17 protein-coding genes are annotated in these 16,402 nt (G+C 30.2%); 10 read left to right on the top strand and 7 right to left on the bottom strand.

What is annotated here, in order from left to right:
* Positions 1–21: 21 nt before the first annotated feature.
* The 3 genes from nadC to ABNT65_RS19300 form a co-directional block, all read right to left on the bottom strand.
* Positions 22–882 (bottom strand): carboxylating nicotinate-nucleotide diphosphorylase, encoded by an 861-nt coding sequence (nadC, locus tag ABNT65_RS19310; RefSeq protein WP_348707284.1) that lies wholly within the window; start codon positions 880–882, stop codon positions 22–24.
* Between the two features lie 304 nt (positions 883–1,186).
* Positions 1,187–1,630: a hypothetical protein gene (locus ABNT65_RS19305; RefSeq protein ID WP_348707283.1), complete on the bottom strand. Its 444-nt coding sequence runs from the start codon at positions 1,628–1,630 to the stop codon at positions 1,187–1,189.
* Between the two features lie 39 nt (positions 1,631–1,669).
* The gene (locus ABNT65_RS19300) at positions 1,670–2,092 is read right to left on the bottom strand and encodes a hypothetical protein (protein ID WP_348746601.1); all 423 of its coding nucleotides are present in this window, start codon (positions 2,090–2,092) and stop codon (positions 1,670–1,672) included.
* 264 nt (positions 2,093–2,356) lie between these two features.
* Between ABNT65_RS19300 and rlmH the strand changes: the two genes are divergently transcribed.
* The 5 genes from rlmH (at position 2,357) to ABNT65_RS19275 (ending at position 6,402) form a co-directional block, all read left to right on the top strand.
* Positions 2,357–2,830, top strand: coding sequence for a 23S rRNA (pseudouridine(1915)-N(3))-methyltransferase RlmH (rlmH, locus tag ABNT65_RS19295; RefSeq protein ID WP_348740202.1), 474 nt, complete (start codon positions 2,357–2,359; stop codon positions 2,828–2,830).
* A 46-nt stretch (positions 2,831–2,876) separates the two neighbouring features.
* Positions 2,877–3,455 carry a non-canonical purine NTP diphosphatase gene (locus tag ABNT65_RS19290; RefSeq protein ID WP_348740201.1) on the top strand — a complete coding sequence of 193 codons (579 nt, stop codon included), beginning with the start codon at positions 2,877–2,879 and terminating at the stop codon, positions 3,453–3,455.
* 1 nt (position 3,456) lies between these two features.
* Positions 3,457–4,488, top strand: a complete 1,032-nt coding sequence (locus tag ABNT65_RS19285) for an iron ABC transporter permease (protein ID WP_348746600.1) — start codon at positions 3,457–3,459, stop codon at positions 4,486–4,488.
* 23 nt (positions 4,489–4,511) lie between these two features.
* Positions 4,512–5,309 carry an ABC transporter ATP-binding protein gene (locus ABNT65_RS19280; RefSeq protein ID WP_348747838.1) on the top strand — a complete coding sequence of 266 codons (798 nt, stop codon included), beginning with the start codon at positions 4,512–4,514 and terminating at the stop codon, positions 5,307–5,309.
* Positions 5,310–5,376: 67 nt separating this feature from the next.
* Positions 5,377–6,402: a M28 family metallopeptidase gene (locus tag ABNT65_RS19275; RefSeq protein ID WP_348707278.1), complete on the top strand. Its 1,026-nt coding sequence runs from the start codon at positions 5,377–5,379 to the stop codon at positions 6,400–6,402.
* A gap of 67 nt (positions 6,403–6,469) precedes the next feature.
* Here ABNT65_RS19275 and ABNT65_RS19270 read toward each other — a convergent pair whose 3' ends face one another.
* The 3 genes from ABNT65_RS19270 to ABNT65_RS19260 all read right to left on the bottom strand — a co-directional run bounded on the left by ABNT65_RS19270 (position 6,470) and on the right by ABNT65_RS19260 (position 11,037).
* Complete coding sequence (locus ABNT65_RS19270) at positions 6,470–7,405, bottom strand: IS3 family transposase (RefSeq protein ID WP_348746520.1); 936 nt, start codon at positions 7,403–7,405, stop codon at positions 6,470–6,472.
* Positions 7,341–7,748 carry a helix-turn-helix domain-containing protein gene (locus ABNT65_RS19265; RefSeq protein WP_348745824.1) on the bottom strand — a complete coding sequence of 136 codons (408 nt, stop codon included), beginning with the start codon at positions 7,746–7,748 and terminating at the stop codon, positions 7,341–7,343. Before ABNT65_RS19265 ends, ABNT65_RS19270 begins: the two co-directional genes overlap by 65 nt.
* A gap of 649 nt (positions 7,749–8,397) precedes the next feature.
* Positions 8,398–11,037 (bottom strand): T9SS type A sorting domain-containing protein, encoded by a 2,640-nt coding sequence (locus tag ABNT65_RS19260; RefSeq protein WP_348746599.1) that lies wholly within the window; start codon positions 11,035–11,037, stop codon positions 8,398–8,400.
* A 241-nt stretch (positions 11,038–11,278) separates the two neighbouring features.
* On the opposite strand from ABNT65_RS19260, the gene ABNT65_RS19255 reads away from it, so the two are divergent.
* The 5 genes from ABNT65_RS19255 to ABNT65_RS19235 all read left to right on the top strand — a co-directional run bounded on the left by ABNT65_RS19255 (position 11,279) and on the right by ABNT65_RS19235 (position 15,362).
* On the top strand, positions 11,279–12,469 hold the full coding sequence (locus tag ABNT65_RS19255; RefSeq protein ID WP_348707276.1) for a glycosyl hydrolase family 18 protein: 1,191 nt from the start codon (positions 11,279–11,281) through the stop codon (positions 12,467–12,469).
* A 147-nt stretch (positions 12,470–12,616) separates the two neighbouring features.
* A complete protein-coding gene (locus tag ABNT65_RS19250; protein ID WP_348740197.1) occupies positions 12,617–13,222 on the top strand; it encodes an SGNH/GDSL hydrolase family protein in 606 nt (201 codons plus the stop codon).
* A 75-nt stretch (positions 13,223–13,297) separates the two neighbouring features.
* Entirely contained in the window at positions 13,298–13,483 is a 186-nt protein-coding gene (locus ABNT65_RS19245) for a hypothetical protein (RefSeq protein ID WP_348707274.1), read from the top strand.
* Between the two features lie 659 nt (positions 13,484–14,142).
* On the top strand, positions 14,143–14,673 hold the full coding sequence (locus ABNT65_RS19240) for a DUF4269 domain-containing protein (RefSeq protein WP_348740195.1): 531 nt from the start codon (positions 14,143–14,145) through the stop codon (positions 14,671–14,673).
* Positions 14,674–14,705: 32 nt separating this feature from the next.
* Positions 14,706–15,362 carry an SDR family NAD(P)-dependent oxidoreductase gene (locus ABNT65_RS19235; protein WP_348740194.1) on the top strand — a complete coding sequence of 219 codons (657 nt, stop codon included), beginning with the start codon at positions 14,706–14,708 and terminating at the stop codon, positions 15,360–15,362.
* A 69-nt stretch (positions 15,363–15,431) separates the two neighbouring features.
* On the opposite strand, the gene ABNT65_RS19230 is transcribed toward ABNT65_RS19235, so the two are convergent.
* Entirely contained in the window at positions 15,432–16,373 is a 942-nt protein-coding gene (locus ABNT65_RS19230) for a hypothetical protein (RefSeq protein ID WP_348740192.1), read from the bottom strand.
* Positions 16,374–16,402: the final 29 nt, after the last annotated feature.

The raw sequence follows: 16,402 nt of genomic DNA, 5'->3' as shown, positions 1-16,402 counted from the left end.
GTATGTAGTAGTTTTTAATTTTTATTCTGCCGCTTTTAAACTCAAATCCATATTGTAAACAGAATGTGTTAAAGCACCTGATGAAATAAAATCTACACCACACTCTGCATATTCACGAATTGTTTTTTCATTAATTCCTCCTGAAGATTCTGTTAAACAAGTATCTCCAATTAGTTCCACAGCTTTTCTAGTATCCTCATAATTAAAATTATCTATTAAAATTCTATATACTCCTTCGTTGGATAGAATTTCTTTAATTTCTTCTAAATTTCTAGCTTCTACAATAATTTTTATGTCTAATTTTTTTTCTGCTAAATAGGCTTTTGTTTTAGTTATTGCTTGTGTAATGCCACCTGCAAAATCAATATGATTGTCTTTAATCATTACCATATCATATAAAGCAAAACGGTGATTTTCTCCACCTCCTATTTTTACCGCCCATTTTTCCAGTGCTCTAATACCTGGTGTTGTTTTACGAGTATCTAAAACCTTGGTTTGGGTTCCTTTTAATAAATCTGCAAAAAAACGAGTTTTGGTAGCTATAGCACTCATACGCTGCATGGCATTTAGCACTAAACGTTCTGCCTGTAAAATAGATTGTGATTTTCCAGTCACATAAAAAACAATGTCTCCATATTTTACTGCCTGCCCATCTTCAATTAGCGTTTCTACTTTCAAATCTTTATCTACATAGGCAAAAACTTTTTTTGCAAATTCTACACCAGCTATTACTCCTTCATCTTTTACTAATAATTTAGCTTTACCTTCTGCATTAGCAGGAATACAAGATAATGAAGTATGATCTCCATCTCCAATATCTTCTCTAATTGCATTTGTAATTATTAAGTCTAACTCTTTATTAAATTGCTCTTTTGAAATCATAGTTCTGAATTGTTGTTGTAAAAATACTAATAAATCCTAATTAGGTTCTACTGTGTTGATTTCTATTTGTACAAACTTTTTTTTGAAATTATTTTCTTGTACAACACTGTACGCATATATCTTGTACAAACTTTTTTTCTGAAATATTTTCTTGTGCAACACTGTACACACATACCTTGTACAAACTTTTTTTGCTATTTTTTTTCTTGTACAAAAGCTATGTTAGTTCCTTTTATAAAAAAACTACCACAGAAAAAACCTGTGGTAGTATTGTGTTATTAAAAAGCGATGCGCTTTTGTTTTTTTAAGATTTTACAGTAAAGAATGGATCCCATGTATAATACTGCATTGGAAAAAGTGATCCAGAAGTAACCCCTATTTTTAATTGATAAGTCATACTTCCTTCATATTTTATAACTCCTAAAAATTGATACTCACTTCCAGCGGGTTGTTTTTGTGGCCAACCTTGATTTCCAAAAACGTTTGTTCCACTAGACTGCTCCATGCCTTCAATTACAGCTTGAGCTCCATTATTTTGTTCTTCATTAATTACAAAAACATTAAATGCTACTGACTGACCTGTAAACCCTTCAGTGTCTAACTCCAATGTTCCTTCTCCACTACTCCCTCTAGCAACATTGTTATCCATCATGTAAATTCCGTCTCCTTTATACATTCCTGGTGCTGAACCATAAACTCTTGCTGCATCAACGGCAATGTTTATTACTATATTTGCATTTGCACTCATTTTGTTTGTTTTTTTAGTTTATAAATTTTTTAATTAATCTTAAGACAAAGAAATCTTAATTGGTAACGTACCAGTCCAACTTAAACTTCCTGAGTTAAAGTTAACAGTTACTCCCTGTACTACTGAACCTCCTGTTGAAGATTTACTTACTTGTCCGGTCCATAAATCTGCCGTTTTTCCATATTGTGCAGGTTGTGAAGCCCACCCATTTGGTGCATCAATTTCAGTAATGGTAAAATCACCAGCGTACTGAGGATCTATTGGTAATACTTGCCAGCAAACATCAGTATTTGTAGCTACCACCGTATTTAATTCGTTGGTACCTTCATTAGTACTTCCATTTCCTATCATATTGTCAACAGCGTAGCACCCAGTTATTTGTCCGTCTGTTAAGTCATTTACATCTACCCATATTTGAATAAATGTTGTACAGTTTTCGGGATTTATTCCTCCTAAAGCCATGTTATTAATTATTTAAAATTAGCACTACTCTATTTAATAGGCTTTTCGTTACCGCCTTTGAAATCAAAAACTAGTAGCTACTAAATCGAATATTTGTTTTTGATTTCACTACAAATATTGATATTTAACACTTTAAGAATAAAAGAAATGTAATAAGACAAGATTACTATGTCATAAAATGGGAAAAAGCTAGAACAAAATACTTAGTATAGTAACATCTATTTTAATAGTTATTACTTCTTCTTTTATCATTAATTTTACTGCATGAAAATAAAACTACTTGCCATAGGTAAAACCGACAATAAACAACTTGCTCAATTAATTGAAGAATATCAAAGCAGACTAAAACATTATATTAAGTTTGAATTAGAGATTATTCCTGATATTAAAAACGTTAAGAACTTAAGCGAAGCTCAACAAAAAGAAAAAGAAGGTAATTTATTATTATCTAAATTACAACCTACTGATCAATTAATACTTTTAGATGATAAAGGAAAACAGTATACTTCTATGGAGTTTTCGCAATATTTACAAAAGAAAATGAATTCTGGAATTAAGCAATTGGTATTGGTTATTGGTGGACCTTATGGTTTTTCAGAAGCTGTTTATAAAAAAGCTACAGGGAAATTATCACTTTCTAAAATGACTTTTTCACACCAAATGATTCGTTTATTTATTGTTGAACAAATTTATAGAGGCTTCACTATTTTACGAAATGAACCTTATCATCACGAATAAAGCTTGAAATAATTTACCTTTGCACTACTAACTATAGTATTTATAAATGAAACTGGTATTTGCAACCAATAATTTAAATAAACTTGCCGAAGTTCAAAAAATGTTACCTGAAAGCATTGAACTTCTTTCTTTAAAAGACATTAATTGTAATGAAGATATTGAGGAAACGGCAACTACTTTAGAAGGAAATGCTAAAATTAAAGCCAACCATATTACTAAAAATTATGGTTACAATTGCTTTGCTGATGATACTGGCTTAGAAGTTGCTGCTTTAAATGGTGATCCTGGAGTATATTCAGCTAGATATGCTGGAGAGCCTGCTAATGCAGAAAATAATATGACTAAACTACTTACCGAGCTTGGCAAATCTCAAAATAGAAAAGCTCAATTTAGAACCTCTATTTGTCTAAACTTGAATGGTGAGCAATTTTTATTTGATGGTATTTGCATTGGGACTATTTTAGAAAATAAACAAGGAGAAAAAGGTTTTGGATACGACCCTGTTTTTAAACCTGAAGGATATACTAAATCTTTTGCTCAAATGTCTTCTGAAGAAAAAAACAGTATTAGTCATAGAGGTTTAGCCATTAAAAAGTTAGTTCAATTCTTAAAAAAACAACATTAATTTGTCTATTAGTAAGACATATACCAAACATTTTGTTGTACTATCAGTTTTACTGATTTCTTTTTTTATAGCAAATATTGGTTTAGGCTCTGTACACATTCCTTTATCAGAAATAATAAGCATAATTATAGGAAATGAAGCTTCTAAAGAAAGTTGGAATACCATTATTTTAAATTATAGACTTCCAAAAGCCATAACCGCTATTTTAGTTGGTTCTGGTTTATCTATTAGTGGTTTACTTATGCAAACATTGTTTAGAAATCCATTAGCGGGTCCATTTGTACTTGGTATTTCCTCTGGAGCAAGCCTAGGAGTTGCAATTTTCATATTAGGCTCAAGCATTATTGGTGGAGGCATTTCACTTTCTATTTTTTCTAGTTGGTCATTGGCAATAGCCTCTAGTTTAGGTTCTTTTTTAGTTTTATTAGCTGTAATGATAGCTGCTAATAAAATTCGAAATACAATGTCTATATTAATTATAGGGCTAATGTTTGGCTCTTTAACCTCTGCAGTTATAAGTGTACTAACCTATTTTAGTCCAGCCGAACAAATTCAGCAATACCAGTTTTGGCGTTTTGGTAGTCTAGGAAATCTTACCTGGAATGAGCTACTTATTTTCTTCATTTTATATTGCATAGGCTTACTAGGTACCTTTACTATTATTAAACCGCTCAATAGTTTTTTATTAGGCGAGAATTATGCTAAAAGTTTAGGGATTTCTGTAAAAAAAAGTAGAAATATTATTTTATTAATTACTAGTTTACTTACAGGAGTTATTACTGCCTTTTCTGGTCCAATAGCTTTTATTGGTTTAGCAGTCCCACACTTAGCCAAAATGTTATTTTCTAGCTCTAATCATAAAATACTATTGCCTGCAACGGCTATTATAGGAGCTATTGTTTTGTTAATTTGTGATAGCATTGCCCAATTACCTTCTAGTGCTTTTACCTTACCCATTAATGCTATTACTTCACTTTTTGGAGCACCAATAGTTATTTGGCTATTGATAAGGAAACGAAAAATTTATGTGTAATTTTACTTTATAAATTTCCCATTATTATACTAAAAGAAAAACATAGCATTTTACATACCAATAATCTTAGCATTGGCTATCAAATCAAGAAGCAACAGCATGTCATTGCTTCAAACATTAATTTAGCGGTTAAAAAAGGAAGTTTTGTTGCTTTATTGGGCAAAAATGGTATTGGTAAATCAACTTTACTACGAACGTTATCAAAGGTTCAAAAACCTTTAAATGGCGAAGTTTTTATCAATCAAAAAAATATTAATTCCTATAGTTATCAAGAGCTAGCCACTTATTTAAGCTTAGTTTTAACAGAACGCCTTCCTTTAAGCCAATTAACTGTTTTTGAACTAGTAGCTTTGGGAAGACAACCTTATACTAACTGGATTGACAAACTTACTCCTAATCATTTAAAAAAAATACTTTGGGCAATTGACCAAACTGAAATAGACCATTTGAAAGACAAAAAATTCTATGAATTAAGTGACGGTCAATTACAGCGTGTTTTAATTGCTAGAGCCTTAGCTCAGGATACTGAGATTATTATTTTAGACGAGCCCACTGCTCATTTAGACATTCATCATACATTCAAAGTATTTTCCCTTTTAAAAAAACTGGTAAAAACTACACAAAAAACTATTATTATTTCTACTCATGAAATAAACTTAGCTTTACAACTAGCCGATGAGTTTATTTTACTCTCAGAGCAAAAGATTTTTAACGGAACTGCTGACGAATTAATTAATGTAAATGCTTTTGACAATCTCTTCCCCAAAGAGTTAATAAGTTTTAACAAAACATTAAAACAATTCGTTATAAAGAACCTGTAAATTTGAAAGTTGGTATTCACCTAACACTAAACTCAACTAATTCAAACAAAAATTTAATTAATTATTAATGAGAAAATTACTTTTTATGGCTGGTACTGCCGCATTAGTAGCTTGTAGCACTAGTAAAGACACTGCCAGTACTGAAAACCCAATAAATGTTGATTATTCAGCTAAATATGCTGAAACTATTACTGCTAAAGATTTAGGTAAACACTTATTTGTGTATGCTTCTGATGAGTTTGAAGGTAGAGATACAGGAGAACCTGGACAAAAAAAGGCTGTCAATTATTTGAAAGACTTTTATATTTCTCAGGGGATTACTTCTCCGTTAGGTGGTAGCGATTATTTTCAAGAAATCCCTTCTGCTTATTTGAGTAATAATAGAAGAGGCATGACTATCAAAGATTCTGAAAATGTAGTTGCCTTTATTAAGGGTACTGAAAAGCCTGATGAAATTGTTGTTATTTCTGCACATCTTGATCATGAAGGTGTTAAAAACGGAAAAATATATAATGGAGCTGATGATGATGGTTCTGGTACTGTAGCTATTTTAGAAATTGCTGAAGCCTTTAAAAAAGCTTCAGATGCAGGCAAAGGACCTAAACGTTCTATCTTGTTTTTACACGTAACAGGAGAGGAAAAAGGACTGTTAGGATCTAAGTACTATACTGAGAATCCAATTTTCCCATTAGCAAATACGGTTACAGATTTAAACATTGATATGATTGGTAGAATTGACGAACGTCATAAAGGAAATCCTAATTATATTTATTTAATTGGTTCAGACAAACTAAGTACAGAGTTACACAACTTATCTGAAACTATTAATACTAAATACACTAATATTAACTTAGATTATAAATATAATGATGACAATGATCCGAATCGTTTTTACTACCGTTCTGATCATTATAATTTTGCGAAGCACAATATTCCTATTATTTTTTACTTTAATGGAACACATGCTGATTATCATCAACCATCTGATACTCCTGACAAGATTAATTACGAATTATTAGAGCTAAGAACTCGTTTAGTATTCCATACTGCATGGGAAGTTGCTAACAGAGCTAATCGTATTAAACTAGATTAAGAGATACTATATACTGTGACGTCCTGAATACTCGTTACAATAATTAATATATTAAAGGTAGTAATTTTTAAATTGCTACCTTTAGTTTTTTGTAGCTTTTTCTTTTGACTTTTTTTTGTTGGTGCATTTGATTAGGAGTTAACATTGAATTTGATAAATGAGGTCTTATTTGATTGTAAATATTGATTGCATTTTTAATTAACTTCTTTTTAATTTGTATAGAAACGTCGTATTTATCAATTGCAAATTCTTGTTTAAGAATCCCATTGATTCTTTCAGCTATAGCATTTTCATAAGGATCATATTTTTCAGTCATGCTAGGTTTGATATTATTGATACTTAACATTTTTTGATATTCATTAGAGCAATATTGTAACCCTCTATCTGAATGATGAATAATAGGTTCTTTATTATAATTTCTATTAGAGATTGCCATATCTAGGGCTCTTAAAGAACCTGCTACATTTAAACTATTAGAGACATCATACCCCATTATTTTTTTAGAGTAAGCATCAGTAATTAGCGCTAAATAACATGGGTTTTCTCTCTTTCCAATGTAAGTAATATCACTCACCCATACTTGTTCAGGTCTTACAAATTCTATATTTTTAAGTTGATTTACATGTTTTCTAAATCTATGATGAGAATTTGTAGTTATATGATATTTTTTTCTTGGTAGAATTAATAAATTATTAGCTTTTAATATTTTAAACAACTTATCACGACCAACACCAATTGCTTTTAATTCAGATTTTAAAAGATAAAATAATTTCCTTGTACCTATTCTCGGCATTGATATACGGATAGTATTTACTAAATCAATAACCTTTTTACTAAGCTTTTGTTTCTCTTTATATGAATGAATAGCTCTATAATATACCTGCCTATTCACCCCGAGTAAATCACAGGTAGCTGTTATGCTTTCTTTGGCTTCTTGACTATATTTTTTGATAACTCGGGTACGTGCTTTTTCTGATTGGAATATTAAATTCTTCTTCAGCAATATCAATCATCATATCAAAAATGATGACTTTTTTATCAGCAAGCTCTGCTAAATATTCAGCACGTGCTTTTTGCTTTTCTAAAAGCTTGACTTGTTGCTCTAATTCTAAAATACGCTGTTCAGGTGTTTTTGACATGGTTTGATTTATACTAAAATCGTAATCAAATTTACCATATTTTTTTAACCAAGTACGAATCGTAGATCTTGCTTGAATACCATATTTATCAATCGCTTGAGTTCTGGTTAATAATCCTTGCTCAATCTCTTGAACAACTTGTAGTTTAAAGGACAAACTATAATCCTTTTGGGTTCGCTTTACATAATCTGATTTCCTAGAATCCATAAAATAACTTTTAGTTGTAACGCTATTTTAGGACGGGACATACTCAATCACAAAAAACACTTGTTCTTAAATGACAAGTGTTTTTTTTAATGCTATTTTTTAATCATCAATAGTTATAACTAATTTTCTACACTCAAAAAAGTTTAAATTACTTCAAAATAAAAAGCCCTCAACTTTTTATTGTCAAGGGCTTTCAAAATAAGGGGAAATATAAAAAAGGGAAAACAAACACGGTAAATAAGTGACCTTAGTACTACCTCAATTTACTACTTAACTACTATTTTTACCTAATTGATTTAGTAGTACTATTAGCCATCTTATTTACTGCTGGCGTCAACTTATTAATAAGTTTTGCCATAAATTTATAATTGAGTTTATCTATATTACTCATGGAGTATGATATAATTATCTATTAAACTTAAATTCTCTTCAACATCTTGCAAAAACTTTTAGTTATTATGATATTCCGTGTATTTAAACAAACATCTCTATATTTCCCCTACCTAAAACCTGACCCTTAAAACACAAAACACTGAAATACAACCAAATATTTTCACCAAAAAAGACACTCTTAAATATTCATTGTAAAAAAAGAGCAACAAGTATAGCTACCTGTTGCTCAAAACAATTTACCTATTTTAGCACTATGTTATTCTTTATAAAATATTTTTGAAGTACTTTTTTGTTTGTTATTCTTATCTTTTACCTTAATAAGATACATCCCTGAAGGTAAGTTTTCAATATTTACATTTTTTGCATGTTCTTTTTTTACTTCTTTTAAAATGTTTCCTAACATATCCATTATAGTGATTTCAAGTTCGCCTTTATTATCAGAAATAACTTGAATATAATCTTTTGTAGGATTAGGAAATAACTTCACTTCTAAAGGAGCCTTTGTTTCTCCAATTACTCCTCCGTTTTGACAAAATGGAGCTTCTTGATATGGTGGAATCACAACTCTTTTACGAATAACATCATTTTCATAATATGTTTTTATTTTATTAGCTAACCATCCATCATCATCTCCATTATTTACAATAGAAGCAACACCTGTTGTTGAGCCTCCCCCCCAAAGAATTGAAAACACATTCATATCGGCTAAACGTTGTAGGTTAGACTTTGACCAATCATAACCATCATCATTAGCTAAAAGTTCTCCTACAGAGTTAGCTTGATAATGCGCCAATGTTAGAGGGATGTTTCTTACTTCTGCTTTAATAGCATTAATATTAGTCCCAATTCTATCATCCCCTAAAAAGAAAGGTGCTGAGGCTGATGAGTTCTGATCTAATTTATAATTAACTATCACTTCGTCATTAGTGGCCATGTGTCCTCCTGGAATTTGCCATAACATAATGGGTACATTTCCAATACGCTCTGCTATTTCTTTACAAAAGACTAAATACTTGTCCCAATGCTTAGCTGTCCATGCATAGTTTTGAATAGCTGCTGGCCCAAAACAATCACGCTCATACCTATCAAATGCAATAAAATCGGGTTTCCAGTCTCCAGTATACATAGCCAATTCATTCATAAAAGTTGCTACTTCAATAGCTTCATCTACTGGGCTGTTAAATTCTCCTGCTCCTTCAAATACCCAACGTGCTGAACCTGCTGCCCAAACATTTTGTTGGTACCCAAAAGGTATTTTGCACTCTCCCACATGATGAATTACAAAATTTACCGATTGAAAATATCCTTTTAAATCATTGGTAAAAGTAGGAATAGCTGTTGTACTTAAATTCTCATCTGTAAATGCTCTTCGTACCTCATCATTTACATCTATAAACATGGTTCTAATATCATGATCGTTTCCAAAAACTACATCTTGCTGAATAGCTCCTATTAAATCTGGACTAATCACAAAAGCACCTGGGTTTGGATGTGCTTCGTCTTCATAACTTAACATTACTTTTATTTCTTGAACTAAATTTCTATAATGGTAATACAAATTCTCTCCTTCCAAATCCTTTATAGCTTCTAAAGATCCTCCCCCACTTGCATTAGCTGTATAATGAACCATTACTGGCAATATTTTTCTTCCTCCTTGGCTTGGGCTTGCTTCTAACCTTCTTGCTTGTTCAATAGTATTAACTGTTGGAGTCATATCAGGAATTCCTCCTCTATCTCCTGCCCCGTCTAATCCAGAATATTTGAATATAACATTCAATGGTGAATTTTTAAAGTTATCATCAATTAACTCAGATGCACTAGTTATAGTTCCATGTGATAAATACTTAGGAAACCCTTTTACATTAAAGTCTGTTATTATAATTTCTTTATAAACTATAGTAATAGTATTAGTTCCCGAGGTAGTAACATTAATAGTACTACTTGTAAACTCTGGAATATAAGCCTTATCCCCTAATGTATATGTAGATCCTTCAATTGTATAATTTCCTACCAATACATTATCTATTGTAGTATTTCCATTAGCAATTGACTGTGTTTTATTAGCTCCATCAATAGTTTTATTCTTTAATGTTAATGTAGCATTAGCTCCAGATGGTAAATTACGAACATTAATAATAACATTAGCAGTTGCAATTGTAGACTTAGTATATGGTAACGTGATAATTGTATTATTTTCCGTAGGAGTAAAACTTAGTGGAGAAGTTTCTGGATATTGACTTGCATATTTTGTAGTACCAATCACAAAATCATTAGACCATACTTGATGTTCCTGATTAATACGTAATGAATTTGTTGCGGAAGTTGAAGTAGTTTCTGTGACTGTTGTATTTAATACTATGTTTTTATAATTAACAGTTACTGAGTTTCCATCATTTCCCGTTATGTTAGTGGTTACATTAACAAACTGTGAAGGTTCTTCATTTTCAAGAAAAAATCGAACAGAATCTGCAATACTCTCGTAAGTAGCATTTACAGTTTTTAAATCTACTCTAAACTTAAAACTCTCATCTACTCCTAATAAATCATCTACCCAAGATTCATCTGCTAGTCCTATAGTTAAGCTATTTTTTTGTTGACTTCCTTCTGGGGTCTGTGTTAAACTAATGGTTGGATAAGATATTTTACCATTTGGGAAAAAGTTTACTAGACTCGGTGTGGCATCGGATAAAAAAGTAACCTTTGCATTCCTTACATTTATATTACTAGCTCCTTTGTTTGTTACATCAACATCTAGATAAACATCTCCCCAGGATTGTTTTTGAAAATTCATTTTTATTTGATAAACAGTTGTTCCATTACTATAATCTCTAGTAAAAGTTTGTGCAAATAGCACATAGTTAAAAAGTAGGCATACTACTAAAAGTTTGTGTTTCATTTTTGTTTGGTTTTAATATTAAACGGATTTAAAATCAGGGAGATTAAAAAGGTAGATATAAGCATCATAGTTCCCAAAATAATTACCTTAACAACCAAAGTTTATAGACAAACAGAAACAGATAACCGACTAAAAACACCATTACTAAGACACTCTTTTTTTTTTAGTTAAAATTAAACGACAAACAACATCTTTTCTTGTATATTTAGTCATCATTAACTATCCATAGTATTTCTTTTTCATGAAAAAATTACTTCTACTACTTTTAATTTCTTTCTTTATCAGTAAGTGTACTTCACCAATGTCAAAGCCCACTTCTTATAAAAGCTACAGAAGCTTACATGAAAAACATTTTAACCAATATAATTTTACTACGGAAAAAGAATGGGACAGTCTTAACAATTACACTCCTACCAATAGAAAATCTTCTGTAAAAAATAAACAACCTAATTATAAAACTTTTGGCTGGCATTTATACTCCAATGGTTCTTCTTACACCAGTTACAACTTTTCTTTACTTTGGGGTATTTCATACTTTTCATATTCATTAAACCCTAAAACAGGAGGATATAATACCATACACCAATGGAAAACTACAAAATTGATAGATAGTGCTAAAGCTTATAACTGTAAAGTATTCCTTTCTGTTTCAAGTTTTGGTGAAACTAGTAATTCTATTTTTTTAAAAAACAAACTAGCACAAGATAACTTAACTAAAAACTTAATAGATTTACTTGCTTACAGAAATGCTAATGGTATTAATATTGATTTTGAAGAAGTTCCTAGCAAACATAAGAAAGCTTTTACTAACTTTATTATTAATTTATCTACTGCTTTAAAAAAAGTCAATCCTAACTACCAAGTATCTCTTTGTTTATACGCCATTGATTGGCATAATGTATTTAATATTAAAGCCATTGATAAACATATTGATTTTTACACCTTAATGAGTTATGATTATTATGGCAGCTTTAGCAAAATTGCTGGCCCTATTGCACCTTTAAACACTACTCCACAATTTGGTAGAGGTGTAAAAAGCTCTGTTAATTATTATTTTAATAAAGGGGTAACTCCTGAAAAGCTTATTGTTGGTATTCCTTATTATGGGGTTGAATGGCTAACTACCGAAAAAAACATACCTTCTAAAGTAAAGAAATTTAAAACACACTTATCGTACAAAACAATAATGAATGAATATATACAACCTTTAAATATTTCTATTGAGTTTGATTCAACTAGTGCTTCTAATTATATTACTTTAAAGGATAAAAATTATTACAAAGAGATTTGGTTTGAAGATACGACTTCTCTTTCTATAAAATACGACTGGATAAAGTCTACTAAAATTAGTGGCGTTGGTATTTGGGCATTAGGTTACGATGAAGGTTATACAGAACTTTGGCATTTGTTAGACAACAAATTTCAAAAGTAAACCACTACAAAACAAACCCTTAACCCATCCACAAAACACAAAGTTTGATATAAAGGTTAACCTTACTATATTTTACCTTTTAGCTTCACCTAGTGATCTATTTTTTTAGTATATTTAGTTAGTCATCTGTAAGCATCCCCACTACTCATGAAAAAACATATACACTTATCACTTTTTACATTTCTTTTTTGCTATTGTTTATTCAGCCAACAAAAAGAAAACACTTCCATACTATTTATTGGTAATAGCCTTACTTTTACTAATAACCTACCTAAGTTAGTAAAAAAAGCTGCAAAAGCTAAAGGTAAAAAAATCACTACAGAAATGGTTGCTTTTCCAAACTTTGCCATTATTGATCATTGGAAAGGAGGAAAAGTTCAACAACTAATTTCTAGTAAAAAATATGACTACGTTATTATCCAGCAAGGGCCTTCTTCTCAATTAAATGGTAGACAAATGTTAATTGAAGATGGTAAAAAATATAGTGATTTGTGTAAAGCTAATAATGTTAGCCTTTGTTACTATATGGTATGGCCTTCTTTACAGTTTTATCAAACTTTTGATGGTGTAATTCAAAATTACACTGATGCTGCTTCCATTAATGAGGCTAAGTTACTTCCTGTAGGGAAACTTTTTAAAGCTCACTTTGATAGAACTAAAGATTATAGTTATTATGGTAGAGATGGGTTTCACCCATCCAAAAAGGGTTCTAAAAAAGCTGCTGAGATAATTGTCCGTTATTTATTTCTTTAAAATCACCCGAAATGGGTGAGACACTCCTTTTAAAAAATAGTTTCTTTGAACTTTAACCTATAAAAATTTAATATAATGAAAAGTAAATTAGAAACTTTTAAAAACTACGAATTAAGTAAATTACAAACCTTGGCTATTTATGCTGGAAATATGGGAGGAGGTTGTTTAATTCCATGTATTATGGAATACAAAAAAGTAGCTCCTAAAGAAAGTCATAAATGGATGATTGATACTTGTAAAGCCATGTGTGACAACCAATAAAAATATAAAACAGTTATTAAAAAATCCCTGTAACCAATGAGTTACAGGGAAAAACTAACCTACGAAATCAACATTGTAATGTAGCCCCTTATCTCCACATCACTCTGCATTTTTGTATATATTTTAATGATTTACACATGAACCCTTAATATTCTATTCACTCTAGTTCTGTATAAACTTATTTATAGCTCACAGCACACTATATAAGTGCATCATTTATATTATTATTTATGTTGGATTGAAAGCAATTATTTAATAAGTACTTCCATAGCTAGGTGCAATATAGTTAATTTAGTTTATAATTTACATATTATAAATGTTAAAAATTACACCTTATCTATAGGTATAATCAAAATTTACTTATTAGTATTAACTTCCTTTCATATTAATAATATCATAACCAAAGAATAAAAATATATTAATAGCTGTACCAAAATGAGTACTCTAATAAGTTTTTACACTATAAATCATCAATAATTAGCTATTAATGAACATTCAACACCAAAAGGATGAATAAACAACACCCATTAATGAGAGCTTTGCTATCATTGGTATTAACATATTCTTATAATTTCTTTCCCACTAAAATCTATATATTAGCTCAAAAGGAACTCATTTATAAATTATAAACAACTAATTTACTTGTATTTGAAAAATCAATGAAACCAAGCATCAATTTTGAAAACATCAGTTACTTAAAAACTGGCAACGACACTCAAAGAAATGCCTATACTGTATTAACATCTTATAGTATTTTAGAAAAACTAAAAATGTTTACCCCTATACTTGTAGGTACCATTCCTATTAACATACATATTGAAAGTAGTGACCTTGACATCATCTGTTATTATCAAGATAAAAGTCACCTTAAACAACTAATTATAAATAACTTTAGTTCATTTACAAATTTCAAGTTATGGGAAAACGAAACACTTTTACCTACAGCTATAGTGGCTAGTTTTAAAATTAGAGGATTTGAAATTGAAATTTTTGGACAGAATATTCCTACCAAACAACAAAATGCATACAGACACATGCTCATTGAATATAAATTGCTTCAAGAATATGGTGAAGGTTTTCGACAAAAAATTATCAGCTTAAAACAAAAAGGGTATAAAACAGAACCCGCTTTTGCTATGGAGCTTGGTTTAAAAGGCAACCCGTACGAGGCACTTTTAAAACTTGAATAATTATATATCAATATCAAATCAAACTTATGTATATGAAAACGGGTATTATAACAGGTTGTAGTAGAGGAATTGGCTTTGCTACTGCTAAACTTTTAACAGAAGACAATAATATTGAACTTATTGGAACTTCTACTTCTGGAAAGCATAGTATTTCAAAAGATAATTTCACCTGTTACCAATTGAATTTATCTGATAATGAATCTATCCATAATTTTGTTACGAATACTAACTTAAAAATTGACTTTCTGATTAATAATGCCGCAATTTTATTAGAAGACTGGGAGGAATCTAAAATAAATATGACTCAGTTAAAACAAACTTTTAACGTAAATCTTTTTGGCACTATTGAATTAACCGAAAAACTACTTCCTAATTTTAATACTGATAGCCATATAATTAATATTACTTCAGACTGGGGCTCATTTAGTGAACCTAATTTTGATGAATTTCAACCTCATTATAAAATGTCTAAAGCTGCCTTAAATATGTACACTAAACTATTAGCTAAAAGGTTGGATACTCAGAATATTACTGTTTCTTCTTTAGATCCAGGGTGGACGCAAACTGATATGGGAGGAAATGAAGCTTCTAGAAAACCCAAAGATGTTGCTAACGACATTAAAAACTTATTAAATACAACTCCTAATAGTGGGCATTTTTGGCATCAAGGAAAAATTAGAGCTTGGTAAAATACTCTTATAATTATGAATTAAAAAGGTGCAATATTTAAACTGCACCTTTTATTAGACTTCTTAACTTTATAAAACTACTGACTCTTTATAATAAACATATTGACTATGCGAATAATTAGGTTTACCCGCTTGTCTTACTTGGGTATAAAAATTTCCTGATACCGTTATTGTATAATTCATATACATAGCTATCGAGTTAAACGTTTTACGGTATTCTAAATTTCTTGTACTCTCTTCTTGAATAATTCCCTCATTAGCACTTACTTCCATATGATTACTAATCACATTTATAGATAAATTAGAAACTGATTTATATACATTATCTCCTGCTGGTTTCCACCATCTACCATGCAACCATTCATATTTTGTACGTATTCCATAATGAGCATTTAATGTATATCTACCCAAACCTATCGGCACACGATAACCATCTAAAAAAGCTTCATAGATAAACTTTACACGTGTCCCATTATCCCAAAATTCATATTGATACCCAGCCCATGTTTTATTTTGAGCTTCCGCTTCGATAGGAATTACTATGTTTTTTATCTGAAAGGCTTCAACTCCTTTTAAGTCACTAACAGACACACCTTTATTCAAACGCACTTTTACTTCTTTTAGTAATTCTTCATTTGCTTCTTCAATAAAATATTGCTTCCAATCTTTAATCAATATAATTACATTTCCTATTTGTACTTCTCCTTTTTCATTATAAAGATCCAATACAAAATCCGCATAGCTTTCCTTATCCTTCTTCATAGTTTCTCTTAAAGAAGTAAACCCTTTTAAATCTTTAACCTCCTTTTCTAATGAAACTGTTCCTTTAGTAAATTCAGAATAGTGCTCTCCGTCTTTAAAAACTAACCTTCCATTTTTAACCTTAACTGTGGTCTCATGTTCATTGAACAATAAACTTTCTTCACTTTCTTTAGAACAAGCTGTTAAAATAACAACTGTAACCAACGTTACCATTCTTAGTAATTGATTGAGTTCTTTAATTTTTCTCATAATTCTCTTTTAAAATTAAATATTAATGT

Source organism: Tenacibaculum sp. 190524A02b (assembly GCF_964036645.1).
GTDB classification, from domain to species: Bacteria; Bacteroidota; Bacteroidia; order Flavobacteriales; family Flavobacteriaceae; genus Polaribacter; species Polaribacter vairaonense.
Note: the sequence above shows the minus strand (reverse complement) of the source record. Positions and strands in the feature narration are given on the sequence as shown.